Source organism: Candidatus Pelagibacter sp. HIMB1505 (assembly GCF_052047915.1).
Classification (GTDB): Bacteria; Pseudomonadota; Alphaproteobacteria; order Pelagibacterales; family Pelagibacteraceae; genus Pelagibacter; species Pelagibacter communis_A.
Genome location: NZ_JBNAIR010000001.1, coordinates 1,053,408 through 1,067,580, shown reverse-complemented (window position 1 = coordinate 1,067,580; position 14,173 = coordinate 1,053,408). Strand labels below are relative to the sequence as shown.

The window sequence follows — 14,173 nt, the reverse complement described above, 5'->3', positions numbered from 1 at the left end:
AAGTCAAATTAATAAGTATTTTGGCGATGTTTTTGGTTGGAATGTAGTGTTAGCTTTAGACACTAAACGCTGCCATAAATAACCTGTCAGTTATTTCTCTCAAAAACAATTATTAATATTTTAAAAATTATATGCCGACTATTAACCAATTATTAAAAAATAAAAGAGTTAAACAAAGTAAAAGAAATAAAGTTCCAGCTCTTCAAAAACAACCTCTTAAAAGAGGTGTATGTGTTAAGGTTTATACTACCACTCCGAAGAAACCTAACTCAGCATTAAGAAAAGTTGCTAGAGTAAGATTGTCAAATGGTTTTGAGGTTACAGCTTATATACCTGGTGAAGGTCATAACCTGCAAGAACACTCAGTTGTTTTAATAAGAGGTGGACGTGTTAAGGATTTACCTGGAGTTCGATATCATATACTTAGAGGAAATTTAGATACTCAAGGTGTAGCCAATAGAAAAAAAAGAAGATCTTTGTACGGAACTAAAAAAGGTAAGTAAGTTATGTCTAGAAAAAAAACTCAGCCAAAAAAAAACGTTACTCCTGATCCAAAATTTAAATCTACCATAATCCCAAAATTAATTAATAATATTATGTATGATGGCAAAAGAGGTGTTGCTGCAAAAATTGTTTATGAAGCTATCGATAAGATAAAGACCAAAACTAAAGATGAGCCAATAAATATATTCAATGAAGCAATAAATAATATTAAACCAACTGTTGAGGTAAGATCTAGAAGAGTTGGTGGAGCAACTTATCAAGTGCCTGTAGAAGTAAAAAGTAAAAGAGCCCAAGCATTAGCGATTAGATGGCTTGTAGACTCTGCTAGAAAAAGAAAAGACAAACATATGTCAGATAAAATTTTTAATGAACTTTATGATGCCTATGAAAAAAAAGGTGCAGCAGTTAAAAAAAGAGAGGATGTCCATAAAATGGCTGAGTCAAACAAAGCGTTTGCTCACTTTAGATGGTAATTTAATATGGCAAGAACACATACATTAGATAAATATAGAAACATTGGTATCATGGCTCACATAGATGCTGGCAAAACAACTACTACTGAAAGAATTTTATATTACACTGGTAAAAGTCATAAAATTGGTGAAGTTCACGATGGAGCTGCAACAATGGACTGGATGGAACAAGAGCAAGAGAGAGGTATAACAATTACTTCTGCAGCTACGACTTGTTTTTGGCAAGATCATAGAATTAATATTATTGATACTCCAGGTCACGTAGATTTTACTATTGAAGTTGAGAGATCATTAAAAGTTTTAGATGGAGCTGTAGCAGTTTTTGATGGTGTTGCAGGTGTTGAACCTCAATCAGAAACTGTTTGGAGACAAGCTGATAAATATAAAGTTCCAAGAATTTGTTTTGTAAATAAGTTAGATAGAACTGGAGCTGATTTCTTTAGATGCGTTGATATGATTAAAGATAGATTAGGAGCTAAGCCTCTTGTTTTACAAGTACCAATTGGAATTGAGGCGTCTTTAACTGGTGTTGTTGATTTAGTTAAAATGAAAGCTCAAGTTTGGAAAAATGAGGCTCTTGGAGCAGAGTGGGAATACAAAGAAATACCTGATGATTTAAAAGAAATTTCTCAAAAATACAGAACAGAACTTGTTGAAATGGCTGTTGAGCAAGATGAGAATTTAATGGAAAGCTATTTAAATGGTGAAGAAATTAAAGAAGAAGATTTAGTAAAATGTATTAGGAAAGGTACTTTAAACTTTAGTTTTGTACCTGTTTTGACAGGTTCAGCTTTTAAAAACAAAGGTGTTCAGCCATTATTAGACGCTGTCATAAATTATCTGCCAAGCCCTCTTGATATTGGTTCTATTAAAGGAACTAAGGTTGGAACAGATGATGAAGTAGAAATGAAGTTTGATGATAAAGAACCTTTTTCTGCTTTAGCTTTTAAAGTAGCAAATGACCCTTTTGTTGGATCACTTACGTTTGTAAGAATTTATTCAGGAACTATTAAATCTGGAACTGCTGTTTATAACTCTTCAACTGAAAAAGAGGAAAGAGTTGGTAGAATGCTGTTAATGCATGCTAATTCGAGAGAGGATATAAAAGAAGCTAATGCTGGAGACATAGTATCTTTAGCTGGATTAAAAAATACCATGACAGGTCACACACTATGTGACAAAGAAAATCAAGTTTTACTTGAACCTATGGAGTTCCCAGAACCAGTGATTGAAATTGCTGTTGAACCTAAAACAAAAGGTGATCAAGAAAAAATGGGTGAAGCATTGGCAAGATTAGCTAAAGAAGATCCATCTTTTAGGGTTTCTTCTGATGAAGAGTCTGGACAAACAATTATTAAAGGTATGGGTGAATTACACCTAGATATCATTGTTGATAGAATGAAAAGAGAATTCAAGGTTGAAGCAAATGTTGGAGCCCCACAAGTTGCTTATAGAGAGACAATCGAAAAAACAGCTGAATTTGAATATATACACAAAAAACAAAGTGGAGGTGCCGGTCAATTTGCTAAGGTAAAATTATTAGTTGAACCTCAAGAGCCTGGAAAAGGACGAGCTGTTGAAAGTGCTATTAAAGGTGGTGCAATTCCAAAAGAATTTATACCAGGTGTTGAAAAAGGAATTGAAACAGTTTCTGATAGTGGAATTTTAGCAGGGTTCCCGCTTATTGATTATAAAGTAACAATAGTCGATGGTTTGCATCACGATGTTGACTCAAGTGTTTTAGCTTTTGAACTAGCAAGTAGATCTTGTTTTAAAGAAGCATGCACACAAGGTGGTCTAAAACTTTTAGAGCCGATAATGAGAGTTGAAGTTGTAACACCTGAAGATTACATGGGCGATGTTATAGGTGATTTAAATAGCAGAAGAGGTCAAATAAGTACCCAAGAACAACGTGGTAATGCAACAGTAATTACTGCGATGGTTCCCTTAGCTAATATGTTTGGTTATATTAATAATTTAAGATCAATGTCGCAAGGCAGAGCACAGTACTCAATGTTTTTTGATCATTATTCCAAAGTCCCTCAAAATGTTCAAGATGAGGTAACTAAGAAGGTAGCTGGATAAATTTATGGAAAAACAAAATATTAGAATAAAACTGAGAGCTTACGATAACAAAATTTTAGATGCTTCAACAGAAGAAATTGTAAATACTGTAAAGAGAACAGGCGCTACAATTAAAGGACCAATTCCGTTACCAACTAAAATTGAAAGATATACAGTACTACGTTCACCGCACATTGATAAGAAGAGTAGAGAACAATTTGAGTCTAGAACTCATAAGAGACTAATCGATATAGTTGAGCCAACACCTCAAACAGTCGAAGCGTTAATGAAACTAGATTTAGCTTCAGGCGTGGATGTGGAGATAAAAATTTAGTTATGAATGAAATTGCTTTAATTGGGAAAAAAATTGGAATGACAAGAGAATTTTACAAAACTGGTCAACTTGTGCCAGTTACCGTTTTAAAAATGGAAAAAGCAAGAGTAATCCAAGTAATTGAACAAGAAAAAAGAGGTTATAAGGCAGTTCAATTGGGTTATGGAAAGATAAAAAGTTCTAAATTGACAAAAGCTATGAAAGGTTATTTTGCAAAAAAGAACACAGAAGCAAAAAAATTACTGAAGGAGTTCAGAGTAGAAAACACTGAAAATTTTAAAGAGGGAAATGAATTTGGTTTAGAGATCTTTAAAGATACAAAATTTGTCGACACTAGATCAAAAACAATTGGAAAAGGTTTTGCTGGAGCAATGAAAAGACATAATTTTGGTGGATTAAGAGCAACCCATGGTGTTTCTGTTTCACATAGATCACATGGATCAACTGGTCAAAGACAAGATCCAGGAAAAGTTTTTAAAGGAAAAAAAATGGCTGGTCATATGGGTGATAAACTCAGAACTATGCAGAATATTGAAATAATAAAAACTGATTTAGAGAATGAATTATTATATTTAAAAGGATCAATCCCTGGAGCAAAAAATTCAGAAATACTTGTTAAAAGTTCAATAAAAAATATTAACAAATTAACTATTGATGAAAAAATTAAAGCAGCTGAAGAAGCTAAAAAAACACCAGATAAAAAGAAAAAATAATGAAATTAGATAAACTAAATTTAGATGGAAAAAAAGACTCGATAGAAGTTTTAGATAAAATTTTTTCAGCTAAAATTAATAAAAAATTAGTAAATAGTGTTTTGTATAAGACAAATGCTAATTACAAAGGAAGACATGCTAAAACCAAACAACAAAATGAGGTATCAGGACCAACCTCAAAAATTTATGCTCAGAAAGGAACTGGTGGAGCAAGACATGCTAGTAGAAAAGCTCCAATCTTTGTTGGTGGTGGTATAGCTCATGGGCCAAAAGGTGAATTAGCCTATAAAAAAAGAAAATTAAATAAAAGTGAAAAAAAACTAAGTGTAGCTTCATTGATTACTGAGAAAAATAAAAATAAAGATTTATTAATTTTTAGTGACTTTAATAGTGAAATTAAAAAGACTAAAGAAATGCATTCAATAATAAAAAAATTTGAAATTACAAATTCGCTAATTATTCTTGATAAAAATTCAAAAGATAAAATAGAAAAATCAGTAAGAAACATTCCAAATGTTAAAGTAACTGATGTAAATCATTTTAGCACTTTTGATATAGTTAAATTTAAAAAAGTTGTTTTCACAGAAAGTTCAATAAAAGAATTAGAAAAGAGATACTCGTAATGGATAAACTACATTTATACGATAAAATTCTGTCTCCATTAGTAACTGAGAAAACAACAAATTTGTCTGAGCAAAATAAAATTGTATTTAAAGTTCCTGCTACAGCAAACAAGAAAAATCTAAAAACAAATATTGAAAAAATTTTTAAAGTTAACGTGACTAAAATAAATATTATAAATAAACAAAACAGAACTAAATTAACTAGAGGTAAGAAGGTTAAAGTTGCTGGGTTTAAAAAAGCAATAATCACTTTAAAGAAAGGTCAAAGTATTGATCTTACAACTGGAGTTTAATTAAATGGCATTAAAAACTTTTAAACCATATACAAAATCTACACGAGGAACAATTCTTGTTGATAGAACTGGATTATGGAAGGGAAAACCTTTTAAAACTTTAGTTTCTCCTAAAAATGCAATGAAAGGTAGAAATAATAATGGTCATATTACTTCAATTAATAGAGCCGGTGGTCATAAAAAAATGTACAGACATGTCGATTTCTACAGAAAAAAATTTGATTTGCCTGCAACGGTTGAGAGAATTGAGTATGACCCAAACAGATCTTGTTACATAATGTTAGTAAAATTTGAAGATAACACACATGCATATTATTTAGCTCCTCAAAAAATTAAAGTGGGAGATGTAATCGAGAATGGAAATAAAAAAGAAATTAAAGTTGGAAATTGTATGCCATTACAAGATATTCCAGTAGGAATAAATATTCACAATGTTGAAATTCAGCCAGGTGGTGGAGGTAAGATTGCAAGATCAGCAGGGACTTCAGTAACTATTAGTGGATTAGACGGTAATTATAGTTTGATCAAACTTGCATCTGGTGAAGTTAGAAAAATTGATTCAAGGTCACTAGCTACGATAGGGGTTTTGAGTAATCCAGATCAAAAAAATATTAAAATAGGTAAAGCAGGAAGATCAAGATGGTTAGGTAGACGACCACATACTAGAGGAGTTGTTAAAAACCCAGTTGATCACCCTCATGGAGGTGGTGAAGGTAAGACCGCAGGTGGACGTCATCCGGTTTCACCAACTGGTCAATCTGCTAAAGGTTTAAAAACAAGAGATAATAAGAGAACAGATAAATTTATTGTCAGAAGAAGAAAGAAGAGAAAGGACTAATTAATGGCTAGAGCAGTTTGGAAAGGACCGTTTGTTGAAGAGAGCTTGATGAAAAAAGTTGATAAATATAAGACGGACCCAAAAAAAATTCCAATTAAAACTTGGTCTAGAAAATCAACTATAATTCCAGATTTTGTTGGAGTTAGTTTTTTGATTTATAATGGTAAAAAATTTATACCGATAACAGTATCTGAAGATATGGTTGGTCATAAATTAGGTGAATTTGCACCAACAAGAACATTCTTTGGTCATACACCAGCTGATAAAAAAGCTAAACCTGCTGAGGCAAAAAAATAGAATATGAGTAAGAAAAAAAAGATTGATAAGAATAAAGACAAAACTGTTAGGTCTATAAATAATAATATTAGATCTAGTGTAAGAAAGCTAAATCCAATTCTAAAAGGGATCGTTGGAAAAAAGGTTGATGTAGCGATTAGAGATTTACAATTTTCTGAAAAAAGAATTACAAAAGATATAAGAAAGACAATTAGTTCAGCAGTTGCAAATGCAGAGAATAATTTTCAATACGATATTGATAATTTAGTAGTTAAAGAAGCATACTGTGGAAAAAAAATAACTATGAAGAGATTTAGACCAAGAGCAAAAGGAAGAGCGGCTCCAATTCTAAAACCTTATTCAAGTGTAACAATTATTTTATCAGAAGCAAAAAAAATGGAGAGTCATGGGACAAAAGGTTAATCCAGTTGGTTTTAGATTAGGTGTTAACAGAGGCTGGGACTCTGTTTGGTATGCTAAGAAAAAAGATTTTGGTAATTTTTTAATCGAAGATTTTAAGATAAGAGAATATATCAAAAAAAATGTGATTAATTCTGGTGTTTCTAAGGTGATGATAGAAAGAACCTCAAACAAGTGTTATGTGACTATATATACATCTAGACCTGGTTTCGTGATTGGAAAAAAAGGAAGTGATATTGATAAAATAAAAAATAATTTATCAAAATTCACAAAAAATGAAGTTACACTAAATATAAAAGAAGTGAAAAAACCAGAAACTAATGCGTATTTAGTTGCTGAAAATATTGCACAACAGCTTGTAAAAAGAATTTCTTACAGAAGAGCAATGAAAAGAGCAATGCAATCTTGCATAAGGCTTGGAGCAAAAGGAATAAAAGTTTCATGTAGTGGTAGATTGGGTGGAAATGAAATTGCAAGAACAGAATGGTTAAGAGATGGAAGTATTCCATCACATACTCTAAGAGCAGATATCGATTATGCAGAAGCAGAAGCTCTAACAACTTACGGAATTATAGGGATAAAAGTTTGGATTTATAAAGGCGAAGTGTTTGCCAAAGAATTCAGTCAAGAAACTAACAAAGTTACACCAAAAGAAGGTAAAGAATAAAATGTTACAACCAGTAAGAACTAAGTGGAGAAAAGCTCATAAAGGAAGAATTCATGGTAATGCTTCAAGAGCTAACTTTATTAATTATGGCGCATTTGCTTTAAAAGCTATGTCACCAGAGAGAGTTACTGGTAAACAAATCGAAGCTGCGAGGGTAGCCTTAACAAGACACATGAAAAGACAAGGTAGAGTATGGACAAGGGTTTTTCCAAATATTCCAGTTTCAAAAAAACCTATTGAGGTAAGAATGGGTAAAGGTAAGGGCTCTCCTGAATATTATGCATGCAGAGTAAAGCCAGGCAGAATTTTATTTGAAGTTGATGGTGTATCAGAGCAAATTGCAAAAGAAGCTTTATATAAAGCATCAGCTAAATTACCAATAAAAACAAAAACTATTAAAAGATTTGCATAATGAAGAAACAAGAAATTAAAAAATTATCAAAAGATGAAATCTTGAAAAATATTGATAAGTTAAAGAAAGACTTATTTAATTTTAGATTTCAAAAAATAAACTCGCAGATAACAAATCCAGCTAAGATAGGCGAAACTAAGAAAACTATCGCTAGATTAAAAACAACTTTAAAGGAAAAATTAAATGCCTAAGAAAATTTTAACAGGAATAGTTGTAAGTGATAAACCAAATAAAACCGTAACAGTTATGGTTGAAAGAAAATTTTCTCACCCTGTTCTTAAAAAAGTAATAAAAGTTAGAAAAAAATATAATGCACATGATGAAAATAACAAATTTAAAAATGGCGATAAGGTTTCTATAATTGAAAGTAAGCCATTTTCAAAGAATAAGAAATTTCAAGTAATGGAGAACACAAAATAATGATTCAAGTTCAAACAGAATTACAAGTTGCTGATAACACTGGGGCAAAAAAAATAGAGTGTATTAAAGTTCTTGGTGGATCTAAAAGACGATATGCTAGTATTGGTGATACTATTGTCATTGCTGTTAAAGAAGCTATTCCTAAAGGAAAGGTTAAAAAAGGAACAGTGCATAAAGCTGTAGTGGTCCGAGTAAAAAAAGGAATACATAGAGATGATGGTTCTAAAGTTAGATTTGATAACAATGCGGCTGTATTAGTTGATGACAAAGGAGAGCCTGTGGGTACAAGAATTTTTGGACCTGTAACAAGAGAATTAAGAAACAGAGGGCAAATGAAGATAATTTCTTTAGCTCCAGAGGTATTATAATGATTAAAAAAGGTCTTAAAGTAATAGTTTTAACTGGTAAGGATAAAAAAAAAGAGGGCGAAGTAATTGAAATAGATAGACCTAACAATAGAGCAAAAGTTAAAGAAATTAACATGGTTAAAAAACATGTAAAAACAACTAAGGAAAAAAAAGGTGGAATAGTTTCTAAGGAAAATTTTATTCACATCTCAAATTTAAAATTGGTTGAAGAAAAAAGTACTAGTAAAAAAACTGAGGCTAAAAAATAATGACACCAAGATTGAAAGAATTGTATTTTAAGGAAATTCAACCTGCTTTAAAAAGTCAATTTGGATTTAAAAATGTTTATATGGGTCCTAAAATTGAAAAAATTGTTTTAAATATGGGCTTAGGATTAGATGGCAATGACGCTAAAATATTAAAATCTTGTGAGGAAGATCTTGCAAAGATTACTGGTCAAAAACCTGTTATTACAAAGTTTAAAAAATCTGTAGCAAATTTTAAAACCAGAAAAGGATCTAATGCAGGTTTAAAAGTTACCTTAAGAAAGAATAAAATGTATGAGTTTCTAGACAGATTAGTGAATATCGCTTTACCAAGAATAAAAGATTTTAGAGGGCTTTCTGCTAATGGTTTTGATAAGTTTGGTAATTATACTTTTGGAATTAAAGAACACATTATTTTTCCAGAAGTTAGTTTTGATAGAGCTGACAAAGTAAGAGGCTTGGATATTGTAATTGTTATATCATCTCAAAATAAAGATCATAGTTTTGCATTACTAGAAAAAATGAATTTCCCATTTATTAAAAAAGGAGAAAATTAAGAATGGCTAAATTGAGTTCAATAAACAAAAATAATAAAAGAATAAAATTATCAGATAGATTTTATAAAAAGAGAGAAAAATTAAAGAAAATAGTTATGGATAAAAAACTTCCATTAGAAGAAAGATTTAAAGCACAGCAAAAACTTTCAAAGTTACCAAGAAATTCTGCGAAAAATAGAGTTATGAATAGATGTCAAATCACAGGAAGACCTCACGGTGTTTATAGAAAATTAAAGATATCAAGAATTGCATTAAGACAACTTGGATTGCAAGGAAAGATACCTGGTTTAGTTAAATCAAGTTGGTAGAAAGGATTATATGAGTTTAAGTGACCCAATTGGAGATATGATAGCAAGAGTTAAAAACGCTCAAGCAAGAAATCACAAGAAAGTAGAATTACCATCTTCAAATTTTAAATCTAAAATTGCTGATATTTTAAAAAATGAGGGTTTTATCAAAGATTTTAAAATTGTAGAAGAAGAGAAAAAACCAGTTTTATCATTAGAGCTTAAATATCATTCTGGAAATCCGGTGATTAGTAATTTTGAAAGAGTGTCTAAACCTGGAAGAAGAATATTTTCAAGTGCTGACAGTTTGCCAAAAATCAATAACGGATTAGGAATAGCCATTGTATCGACTCCAAAAGGAGTTATGACTGATATGGATGCAAGAAAACAAAAAGTTGGTGGAGAAATAATCTGTAAGGTATTTTAATTATGTCTAAAATTGGTAAAATAAATATTACAATCCCTGAAAAAGTTAAAGTTGCTTTAGCTGGTAATATTTTAAATATAGAAGGACCATTAGGAAAAAAATCTTTGGATATAGATTTAGATATATTTAATCTAGATATTAAAGAGGGGAAAGAAATCTCAATTAAGCCAAAAAAAATAGATCAAAATACCAAAAGACTTTGGGGAATGAACAGAAGTCTAATTAATAACGCTGTTATAGGTTCAAGTACAGGTTATGAAAAAACTCTAGAATTAGTTGGTGTTGGATATAGAGCAGCTTTAAAAGGTAATCAGCTTAATTTGCAATTAGGTTATAGCCACGACATAGATTTTGATATTCCAGAAGGAATTAAAATAGCTGTTGAAAAACAAACCACTCTTAAAATAACTGGATCAGATAAACAGCTAGTTGGTGTTGTTGCTTCCAAAATTAAAACTTTTAGAAAAATTGAACCTTATAAAGGTAAAGGAATTAGAGAAAAAGGACAATATGTTCTTAAAAAAGAAGGAAAGAAAAAATAATGAAGTTAACCACATCAATTAGAAAACGTTTTAGAGTAAGTAATAAAGTTAAAAAGGTTGCACCTAAAGACAGATTTAGATTATGCATATCAAGGTCTGCGAAAAATATTTCTGCTCAAATTATTGATGATACCAAAAATGCAACTTTATTATCTGCCTCATCAGTTGAAAAAGATATTAAATCTGGTTCTAAGGTTAATAAAACTGAACTTTCAAAAATTGTAGCTGAAAAACTTGCCAAAAAAGCTCAAGAAAAAAAAATAACAAAGATTTTTTTTGATAGAGGTGTTTACAAATATCATGGTCGTGTAAAAGCATTTGCAGAAACTTTGCGTAAAAATGGAATGGAATTTTAATTATGGAAAACAATAAAGATAAAAAAACTGACGATATTTTAGAAAAATTAGTCCATATCAACAGAATTACAAAAGTTGTAAAAGGCGGAAGAAGATTTGGATTTTCTGCATTAGTGGTTGTTGGAAACCAAGCTGGTAGAATTGGAATTGCTCATGCCAAAGCTAAGCAGGTACCGGATGCCATCAAGAAAGCAAATGAAATGGCAAGAAGAAAATTAATTCATATTCCACTAAGAGAAGGAAGAACAATTCATCATGATGTAAAAGCCAAGGATGGATCTGGTAGAATTGTATTGAGAGCTGCATCAAAAGGAACAGGTATAATCGCAGGTGGTCCAGTTCGTGCTGTTTGTGAAGTTTTAGGTGTAAGAGATATTGTTGCTAAATCAATGGGAACTTCTAATGCTCATAATGTAATAAGAGCAACTATTAAAGCACTAATGAAACAAAATTCACCAAAACAAATTTCAGCTATTAGAAATAAAAAAATATCAGAAATAATTGAAAAAAGAGGCTAATGACTACACAATTAAATAATAGAGAAAAAATCAATAAACCTAAGATCAGAGTAGGTAGAGGAATTGGATCAGGTAAAGGAAAAACCTGCGGCAGAGGTGTTAAAGGACAAAAGTCTAGGTCAGGTGTTGCTATAAAAAGTTTTGAAGGTGGCCAGATGCCTTTATACAGACGTCTACCTAAAAGAGGATTTAATTCAATATCTACTGAAAAAGTTGCAATTTTGAATCTGGAAAAAATTCAATCATACATTGATAGTAAAACTCTTAATGGATCAGAACTGATAAATACTGAATCTTTAAAAAAACTTAAAATAATAAACAAAAACTCAACAAAATTAAAAATTTTAGGTTCTGGTGAAATAAAAGATAAAGTTAATATAGAGGCTAATCTTGCATCGAAATCTGCTATTGAAAAGTTAGAGAAAATTGGTGGATCAATTCAACTAAAAAAATAAATCATTGAAAATATGAGTTCATCATCTTCCTCAATTGATTTAAGAAATAGAATTCTTTTTACTATTGGTATTTTAGCTGTTTATAGATTTGGAACATTTGTTCCACTACCAGGTATAGATCCGGAGCAACTTAAAATATTGATGGATAGTAATCAAAAAGGATTACTTGGTATGTTTAATGTTTTTGCTGGTGGAGCAGTAAGTAGAATGGCAATATTTGCTTTAGGAATTATGCCTTACATTTCTTCTGCTATCATTGTACAGCTTTTAACTGGAGTATCTGATTACTTTAAAAATTTGAAAGCTCAAGGTGAAACTGGAAGAGCAAAGATAACACAAATAACCAGGTATGGAACAGTGCTCCTTGCTACTGTCCAAGGTTATGGTTTAGCTGTAGGATTAGAATCTTCTGCAAATTTAGTAATAAATCCAGGTTTATTTTTCAAGATTTCAACTGTTACAACCATTGTTGCAGGAACAATTTTTTTAATGTGGCTAGGGGAGCAAATTACTCAAAGGGGTATTGGTAATGGAATTTCATTAATAATTTTCGCAGGTATTGTGGCAGAAATTCCAAGAGCTTTGGTTGCAACTTTTGAACTAGGAAGAACTGGTGCTGTTTCAACATTAATGATTTTAGCAATATTTATATTGTTAATTGCAACTATTTTGTTTGTTGTGTTTATGGAAAGAGCTTTAAGAAAAATTTTAATTAATTATCCCAAAAGACAAATGGGGAATAAAATGTATGGCGGAGAGTCATCGCATCTACCATTAAAAATAAATCAAGCAGGTGTAATTCCTGCAATTTTTGCCTCAGCCCTTCTATTATTACCAGTAACTTTTTCTAATTTTAATTTTTCAGATAATGAAACATTTTTAAATTTGAGTTCTTATTTTACCCAAGGTCAACCACTTTACATGCTGTTGTATGCATCAGGTATAATCTTTTTTACTTTTTTCTATGTTTCGATAACTTTTAATCCAACTGAGACTGCAGATAATTTAAGAAAATACGGTGGCTTTGTACCAGGAATAAGACCAGGTGAAAGTACAGCAATTTATATTCAAAATATATCAACAAAACTTACAACAATAGGAGCTTTGTATTTAACCTTAGTCTGTTTAATGCCAGAGTTTTTAATTGCAAATTATCCAATACCATTTTATTTAGGTGGTGCATCAATATTAATTGTTGTTGTGGTAGCTATAGATACAGTTACACAAATCCAAACTAGATTAATGAGTGCTCAATACGAGCAATTGATTAAAAAAACAAAATTTGGAAGATAATTATAAGTGAATATAATTCTATTTGGACCACCGGGTGCTGGTAAAGGCACTCAAGCTCAACAAATTGTTGATAAGTATAATTATTTTCAATTATCCACTGGTGATTTATTAAGAGATGAAGTCAAAAGAAATACTGATTTAGGAAAACAAATTGAAGAAAAAATCTCCAAAGGTAATTTTGTTTCAGATGAAATTGTAAATGAGTTATTAAAAAAAACTATTAAAGATTTAAAATTTAGAGATAGAATTATTTTTGATGGATATCCAAGAACAATCGAACAGTCTAAAAATTTAGATATAATTTTAAAAGAATTTGATGAAAAAATAGATTTAATAATATCACTTCATGTTCCAAGAGAGGTTATCGAGAAAAGAATAGAGGGCAGACTTACATGTGAAAAATGTAACACTACTTTAAATAAGTTCTTTAATGAGGAAGAAATTAAAATGCATCCATGTGGTGCAGATCGATTTATTAAAAGAAAAGATGATAACTCAGAAACTTTAATGAATAGATACGATATATATACACAAACAACAAAACCAGTGATTGATTTTCTATCGCAAAAAAGTTTTTTTCATGAAATTGATGGAACACTTAAAATAAGTGAAATAACCAATAAAATTAACACTTTTCTTAATGTTTAACCCGTTGACATTGAAAGAACTTATTATATAAAAGGCACAATTTATCACAAATCTTATGGCTCGTATCGCAGGTATAAATATTCCACAAAATAAACTTGTTCACATAGGTTTAACTTATATTTATGGAATTGGTGATAAATTTTCTCAACAAATTTGTTCTTCATTAGAAATTCCGAAACAAAAAAGAGTAAATGAATTAACTGATGATGAGATTTTAAAAATTAGAGAATATATTGATCAAAATTTTAAAGTTGAAGGTGATTTAAGAAGAGATTATTCGTTAAGCATAAAGAGACTTATCGATTTAGCGTGTTATAGAGGTACAAGACATAGAAAAAAATTACCTGTACGAGGTCAAAGAACTAGATGCAATGCCAGAACCAGAAAAGGAAAGGCTATTGCGATTGCAGGAAAAAAATTAACACCAACTAAGAAATAAT

General features: G+C 30.6%; 26 protein-coding genes. All 26 read left to right on the top strand.

The genetic code is table 11. From position 1 onward, the window contains the following. Positions 1-131 precede the first annotated feature (131 nt). The 26 genes from rpsL to rpsM are packed head-to-tail and all read left to right on the top strand — an operon-like array spanning position 132 to position 14,172. Positions 132-503, top strand: a complete 372-nt coding sequence (gene rpsL / locus ACTTAU_RS05695) for a 30S ribosomal protein S12 (protein WP_085114383.1) — start codon at positions 132-134, stop codon at positions 501-503. Between the two features lie 3 nt (positions 504-506). After that, the gene (rpsG, locus tag ACTTAU_RS05690; protein WP_438304816.1) at positions 507-977 is read left to right on the top strand and encodes a 30S ribosomal protein S7; all 471 of its coding nucleotides are present in this window, start codon (positions 507-509) and stop codon (positions 975-977) included. A gap of 6 nt (positions 978-983) precedes the next feature. Further along, positions 984-3,062: an elongation factor G gene (fusA, locus tag ACTTAU_RS05685; RefSeq protein ID WP_438304817.1), complete on the top strand. Its 2,079-nt coding sequence runs from the start codon at positions 984-986 to the stop codon at positions 3,060-3,062. A 4-nt stretch (positions 3,063-3,066) separates the two neighbouring features. Beyond that, positions 3,067-3,375 (top strand): 30S ribosomal protein S10, encoded by a 309-nt coding sequence (gene rpsJ, locus ACTTAU_RS05680; RefSeq protein WP_075501282.1) that lies wholly within the window; start codon positions 3,067-3,069, stop codon positions 3,373-3,375. Positions 3,376-3,377: 2 nt separating this feature from the next. After that, a complete protein-coding gene (gene rplC / locus ACTTAU_RS05675) occupies positions 3,378-4,088 on the top strand; it encodes a 50S ribosomal protein L3 (protein ID WP_438304819.1) in 711 nt (236 codons plus the stop codon). After that, positions 4,088-4,711 carry a 50S ribosomal protein L4 gene (rplD, locus tag ACTTAU_RS05670; protein WP_085114379.1) on the top strand — a complete coding sequence of 208 codons (624 nt, stop codon included), beginning with the start codon at positions 4,088-4,090 and terminating at the stop codon, positions 4,709-4,711. The genes rplC and rplD overlap by 1 nt, the downstream gene beginning before the upstream one ends. After that, complete coding sequence (rplW, locus tag ACTTAU_RS05665) at positions 4,711-5,004, top strand: 50S ribosomal protein L23 (protein ID WP_438304821.1); 294 nt, start codon at positions 4,711-4,713, stop codon at positions 5,002-5,004. The genes rplD and rplW overlap by 1 nt, the downstream gene beginning before the upstream one ends. A gap of 4 nt (positions 5,005-5,008) precedes the next feature. Beyond that, on the top strand, positions 5,009-5,842 hold the full coding sequence (gene rplB, locus ACTTAU_RS05660) for a 50S ribosomal protein L2 (protein ID WP_438304822.1): 834 nt from the start codon (positions 5,009-5,011) through the stop codon (positions 5,840-5,842). Between the two features lie 3 nt (positions 5,843-5,845). After that, positions 5,846-6,139 (top strand): 30S ribosomal protein S19, encoded by a 294-nt coding sequence (gene rpsS / locus ACTTAU_RS05655; RefSeq protein ID WP_085114376.1) that lies wholly within the window; start codon positions 5,846-5,848, stop codon positions 6,137-6,139. Positions 6,140-6,142: 3 nt separating this feature from the next. Continuing rightward, a complete protein-coding gene (rplV, locus tag ACTTAU_RS05650) occupies positions 6,143-6,541 on the top strand; it encodes a 50S ribosomal protein L22 (protein WP_438304824.1) in 399 nt (132 codons plus the stop codon). Further along, positions 6,525-7,205, top strand: coding sequence for a 30S ribosomal protein S3 (rpsC, locus tag ACTTAU_RS05645; RefSeq protein WP_438304825.1), 681 nt, complete (start codon positions 6,525-6,527; stop codon positions 7,203-7,205). Before rplV ends, rpsC begins: the two co-directional genes overlap by 17 nt. A 1-nt stretch (position 7,206) precedes the next feature. After that, the gene (rplP, locus tag ACTTAU_RS05640; protein ID WP_438304826.1) at positions 7,207-7,617 is read left to right on the top strand and encodes a 50S ribosomal protein L16; all 411 of its coding nucleotides are present in this window, start codon (positions 7,207-7,209) and stop codon (positions 7,615-7,617) included. After that, positions 7,617-7,808, top strand: coding sequence for a 50S ribosomal protein L29 (gene rpmC, locus ACTTAU_RS05635; RefSeq protein ID WP_085114372.1), 192 nt, complete (start codon positions 7,617-7,619; stop codon positions 7,806-7,808). Before rplP ends, rpmC begins: the two co-directional genes overlap by 1 nt. Continuing rightward, positions 7,801-8,037, top strand: a complete 237-nt coding sequence (gene rpsQ, locus ACTTAU_RS05630; RefSeq protein WP_438304828.1) for a 30S ribosomal protein S17 — start codon at positions 7,801-7,803, stop codon at positions 8,035-8,037. Before rpmC ends, rpsQ begins: the two co-directional genes overlap by 8 nt. After that, positions 8,037-8,405: a 50S ribosomal protein L14 gene (gene rplN / locus ACTTAU_RS05625; protein ID WP_085114370.1), complete on the top strand. Its 369-nt coding sequence runs from the start codon at positions 8,037-8,039 to the stop codon at positions 8,403-8,405. Before rpsQ ends, rplN begins: the two co-directional genes overlap by 1 nt. Next, a complete protein-coding gene (gene rplX / locus ACTTAU_RS05620) occupies positions 8,405-8,653 on the top strand; it encodes a 50S ribosomal protein L24 (protein ID WP_438304829.1) in 249 nt (82 codons plus the stop codon). The genes rplN and rplX overlap by 1 nt, the downstream gene beginning before the upstream one ends. Next, positions 8,653-9,207: a 50S ribosomal protein L5 gene (rplE, locus tag ACTTAU_RS05615; protein WP_438304831.1), complete on the top strand. Its 555-nt coding sequence runs from the start codon at positions 8,653-8,655 to the stop codon at positions 9,205-9,207. The genes rplX and rplE overlap by 1 nt, the downstream gene beginning before the upstream one ends. Positions 9,208-9,209: 2 nt before the next feature. Further along, the gene (rpsN, locus tag ACTTAU_RS05610) at positions 9,210-9,515 is read left to right on the top strand and encodes a 30S ribosomal protein S14 (RefSeq protein ID WP_085114367.1); all 306 of its coding nucleotides are present in this window, start codon (positions 9,210-9,212) and stop codon (positions 9,513-9,515) included. A gap of 10 nt (positions 9,516-9,525) precedes the next feature. Next, entirely contained in the window at positions 9,526-9,921 is a 396-nt protein-coding gene (rpsH, locus tag ACTTAU_RS05605) for a 30S ribosomal protein S8 (protein WP_085114366.1), read from the top strand. 2 nt (positions 9,922-9,923) lie between these two features. Then, entirely contained in the window at positions 9,924-10,463 is a 540-nt protein-coding gene (gene rplF / locus ACTTAU_RS05600; protein ID WP_085114365.1) for a 50S ribosomal protein L6, read from the top strand. Further along, a complete protein-coding gene (gene rplR / locus ACTTAU_RS05595) occupies positions 10,463-10,819 on the top strand; it encodes a 50S ribosomal protein L18 (RefSeq protein ID WP_438304835.1) in 357 nt (118 codons plus the stop codon). The genes rplF and rplR overlap by 1 nt, the downstream gene beginning before the upstream one ends. Positions 10,820-10,821: 2 nt before the next feature. Further along, on the top strand, positions 10,822-11,337 hold the full coding sequence (gene rpsE, locus ACTTAU_RS05590; RefSeq protein WP_085114363.1) for a 30S ribosomal protein S5: 516 nt from the start codon (positions 10,822-10,824) through the stop codon (positions 11,335-11,337). Then, complete coding sequence (rplO, locus tag ACTTAU_RS05585; protein ID WP_438304838.1) at positions 11,337-11,792, top strand: 50S ribosomal protein L15; 456 nt, start codon at positions 11,337-11,339, stop codon at positions 11,790-11,792. The genes rpsE and rplO overlap by 1 nt, the downstream gene beginning before the upstream one ends. A 12-nt stretch (positions 11,793-11,804) precedes the next feature. After that, a complete protein-coding gene (gene secY, locus ACTTAU_RS05580) occupies positions 11,805-13,085 on the top strand; it encodes a preprotein translocase subunit SecY (protein ID WP_438304840.1) in 1,281 nt (426 codons plus the stop codon). 6 nt (positions 13,086-13,091) lie between these two features. Beyond that, positions 13,092-13,733, top strand: coding sequence for an adenylate kinase (locus ACTTAU_RS05575; protein ID WP_438304842.1), 642 nt, complete (start codon positions 13,092-13,094; stop codon positions 13,731-13,733). A 55-nt stretch (positions 13,734-13,788) separates the two neighbouring features. After that, positions 13,789-14,172, top strand: a complete 384-nt coding sequence (gene rpsM / locus ACTTAU_RS05570; RefSeq protein ID WP_085114359.1) for a 30S ribosomal protein S13 — start codon at positions 13,789-13,791, stop codon at positions 14,170-14,172. The last annotated feature ends 1 nt before the right edge of the window (position 14,173 follow it).

What these genes read in the sequence shown, in the direction of transcription:
- rpmC (WP_085114372.1), top strand. Translation starts at nt 7,617, where the DNA reads ATGAAGAAACAAGAAATTAAAAAATTATCAAAAGATGAAATCTTGAAA.
- rplE (WP_438304831.1), top strand. Translation starts at nt 8,653, where the DNA reads ATGACACCAAGATTGAAAGAATTGTATTTTAAGGAAATTCAACCTGCT.
- rplF (WP_085114365.1), top strand. Translation starts at nt 9,924, where the DNA reads ATGTCTAAAATTGGTAAAATAAATATTACAATCCCTGAAAAAGTTAAA.
- rplX (WP_438304829.1), top strand. Translation starts at nt 8,405, where the DNA reads ATGATTAAAAAAGGTCTTAAAGTAATAGTTTTAACTGGTAAGGATAAA.
- rplO (WP_438304838.1), top strand. Translation starts at nt 11,337, where the DNA reads ATGACTACACAATTAAATAATAGAGAAAAAATCAATAAACCTAAGATC.
- rplW (WP_438304821.1), top strand. Translation starts at nt 4,711, where the DNA reads ATGGATAAACTACATTTATACGATAAAATTCTGTCTCCATTAGTAACT.
- rplB (WP_438304822.1), top strand. Translation starts at nt 5,009, where the DNA reads ATGGCATTAAAAACTTTTAAACCATATACAAAATCTACACGAGGAACA.
- rplP (WP_438304826.1), top strand. Translation starts at nt 7,207, where the DNA reads ATGTTACAACCAGTAAGAACTAAGTGGAGAAAAGCTCATAAAGGAAGA.
- rpsC (WP_438304825.1), top strand. Translation starts at nt 6,525, where the DNA reads ATGGGACAAAAGGTTAATCCAGTTGGTTTTAGATTAGGTGTTAACAGA.
- rpsE (WP_085114363.1), top strand. Translation starts at nt 10,822, where the DNA reads ATGGAAAACAATAAAGATAAAAAAACTGACGATATTTTAGAAAAATTA.
- rpsM (WP_085114359.1), top strand. Translation starts at nt 13,789, where the DNA reads ATGGCTCGTATCGCAGGTATAAATATTCCACAAAATAAACTTGTTCAC.
- rpsH (WP_085114366.1), top strand. Translation starts at nt 9,526, where the DNA reads ATGAGTTTAAGTGACCCAATTGGAGATATGATAGCAAGAGTTAAAAAC.
- fusA (WP_438304817.1), top strand. Translation starts at nt 984, where the DNA reads ATGGCAAGAACACATACATTAGATAAATATAGAAACATTGGTATCATG.
- rplV (WP_438304824.1), top strand. Translation starts at nt 6,143, where the DNA reads ATGAGTAAGAAAAAAAAGATTGATAAGAATAAAGACAAAACTGTTAGG.
- rpsS (WP_085114376.1), top strand. Translation starts at nt 5,846, where the DNA reads ATGGCTAGAGCAGTTTGGAAAGGACCGTTTGTTGAAGAGAGCTTGATG.
- rpsG (WP_438304816.1), top strand. Translation starts at nt 507, where the DNA reads ATGTCTAGAAAAAAAACTCAGCCAAAAAAAAACGTTACTCCTGATCCA.
- rplR (WP_438304835.1), top strand. Translation starts at nt 10,463, where the DNA reads ATGAAGTTAACCACATCAATTAGAAAACGTTTTAGAGTAAGTAATAAA.
- rpsQ (WP_438304828.1), top strand. Translation starts at nt 7,801, where the DNA reads ATGCCTAAGAAAATTTTAACAGGAATAGTTGTAAGTGATAAACCAAAT.
- secY (WP_438304840.1), top strand. Translation starts at nt 11,805, where the DNA reads ATGAGTTCATCATCTTCCTCAATTGATTTAAGAAATAGAATTCTTTTT.
- rpsL (WP_085114383.1), top strand. Translation starts at nt 132, where the DNA reads ATGCCGACTATTAACCAATTATTAAAAAATAAAAGAGTTAAACAAAGT.
- rpsN (WP_085114367.1), top strand. Translation starts at nt 9,210, where the DNA reads ATGGCTAAATTGAGTTCAATAAACAAAAATAATAAAAGAATAAAATTA.
- rplD (WP_085114379.1), top strand. Translation starts at nt 4,088, where the DNA reads ATGAAATTAGATAAACTAAATTTAGATGGAAAAAAAGACTCGATAGAA.
- rpsJ (WP_075501282.1), top strand. Translation starts at nt 3,067, where the DNA reads ATGGAAAAACAAAATATTAGAATAAAACTGAGAGCTTACGATAACAAA.
- rplN (WP_085114370.1), top strand. Translation starts at nt 8,037, where the DNA reads ATGATTCAAGTTCAAACAGAATTACAAGTTGCTGATAACACTGGGGCA.
- rplC (WP_438304819.1), top strand. Translation starts at nt 3,378, where the DNA reads ATGAATGAAATTGCTTTAATTGGGAAAAAAATTGGAATGACAAGAGAA.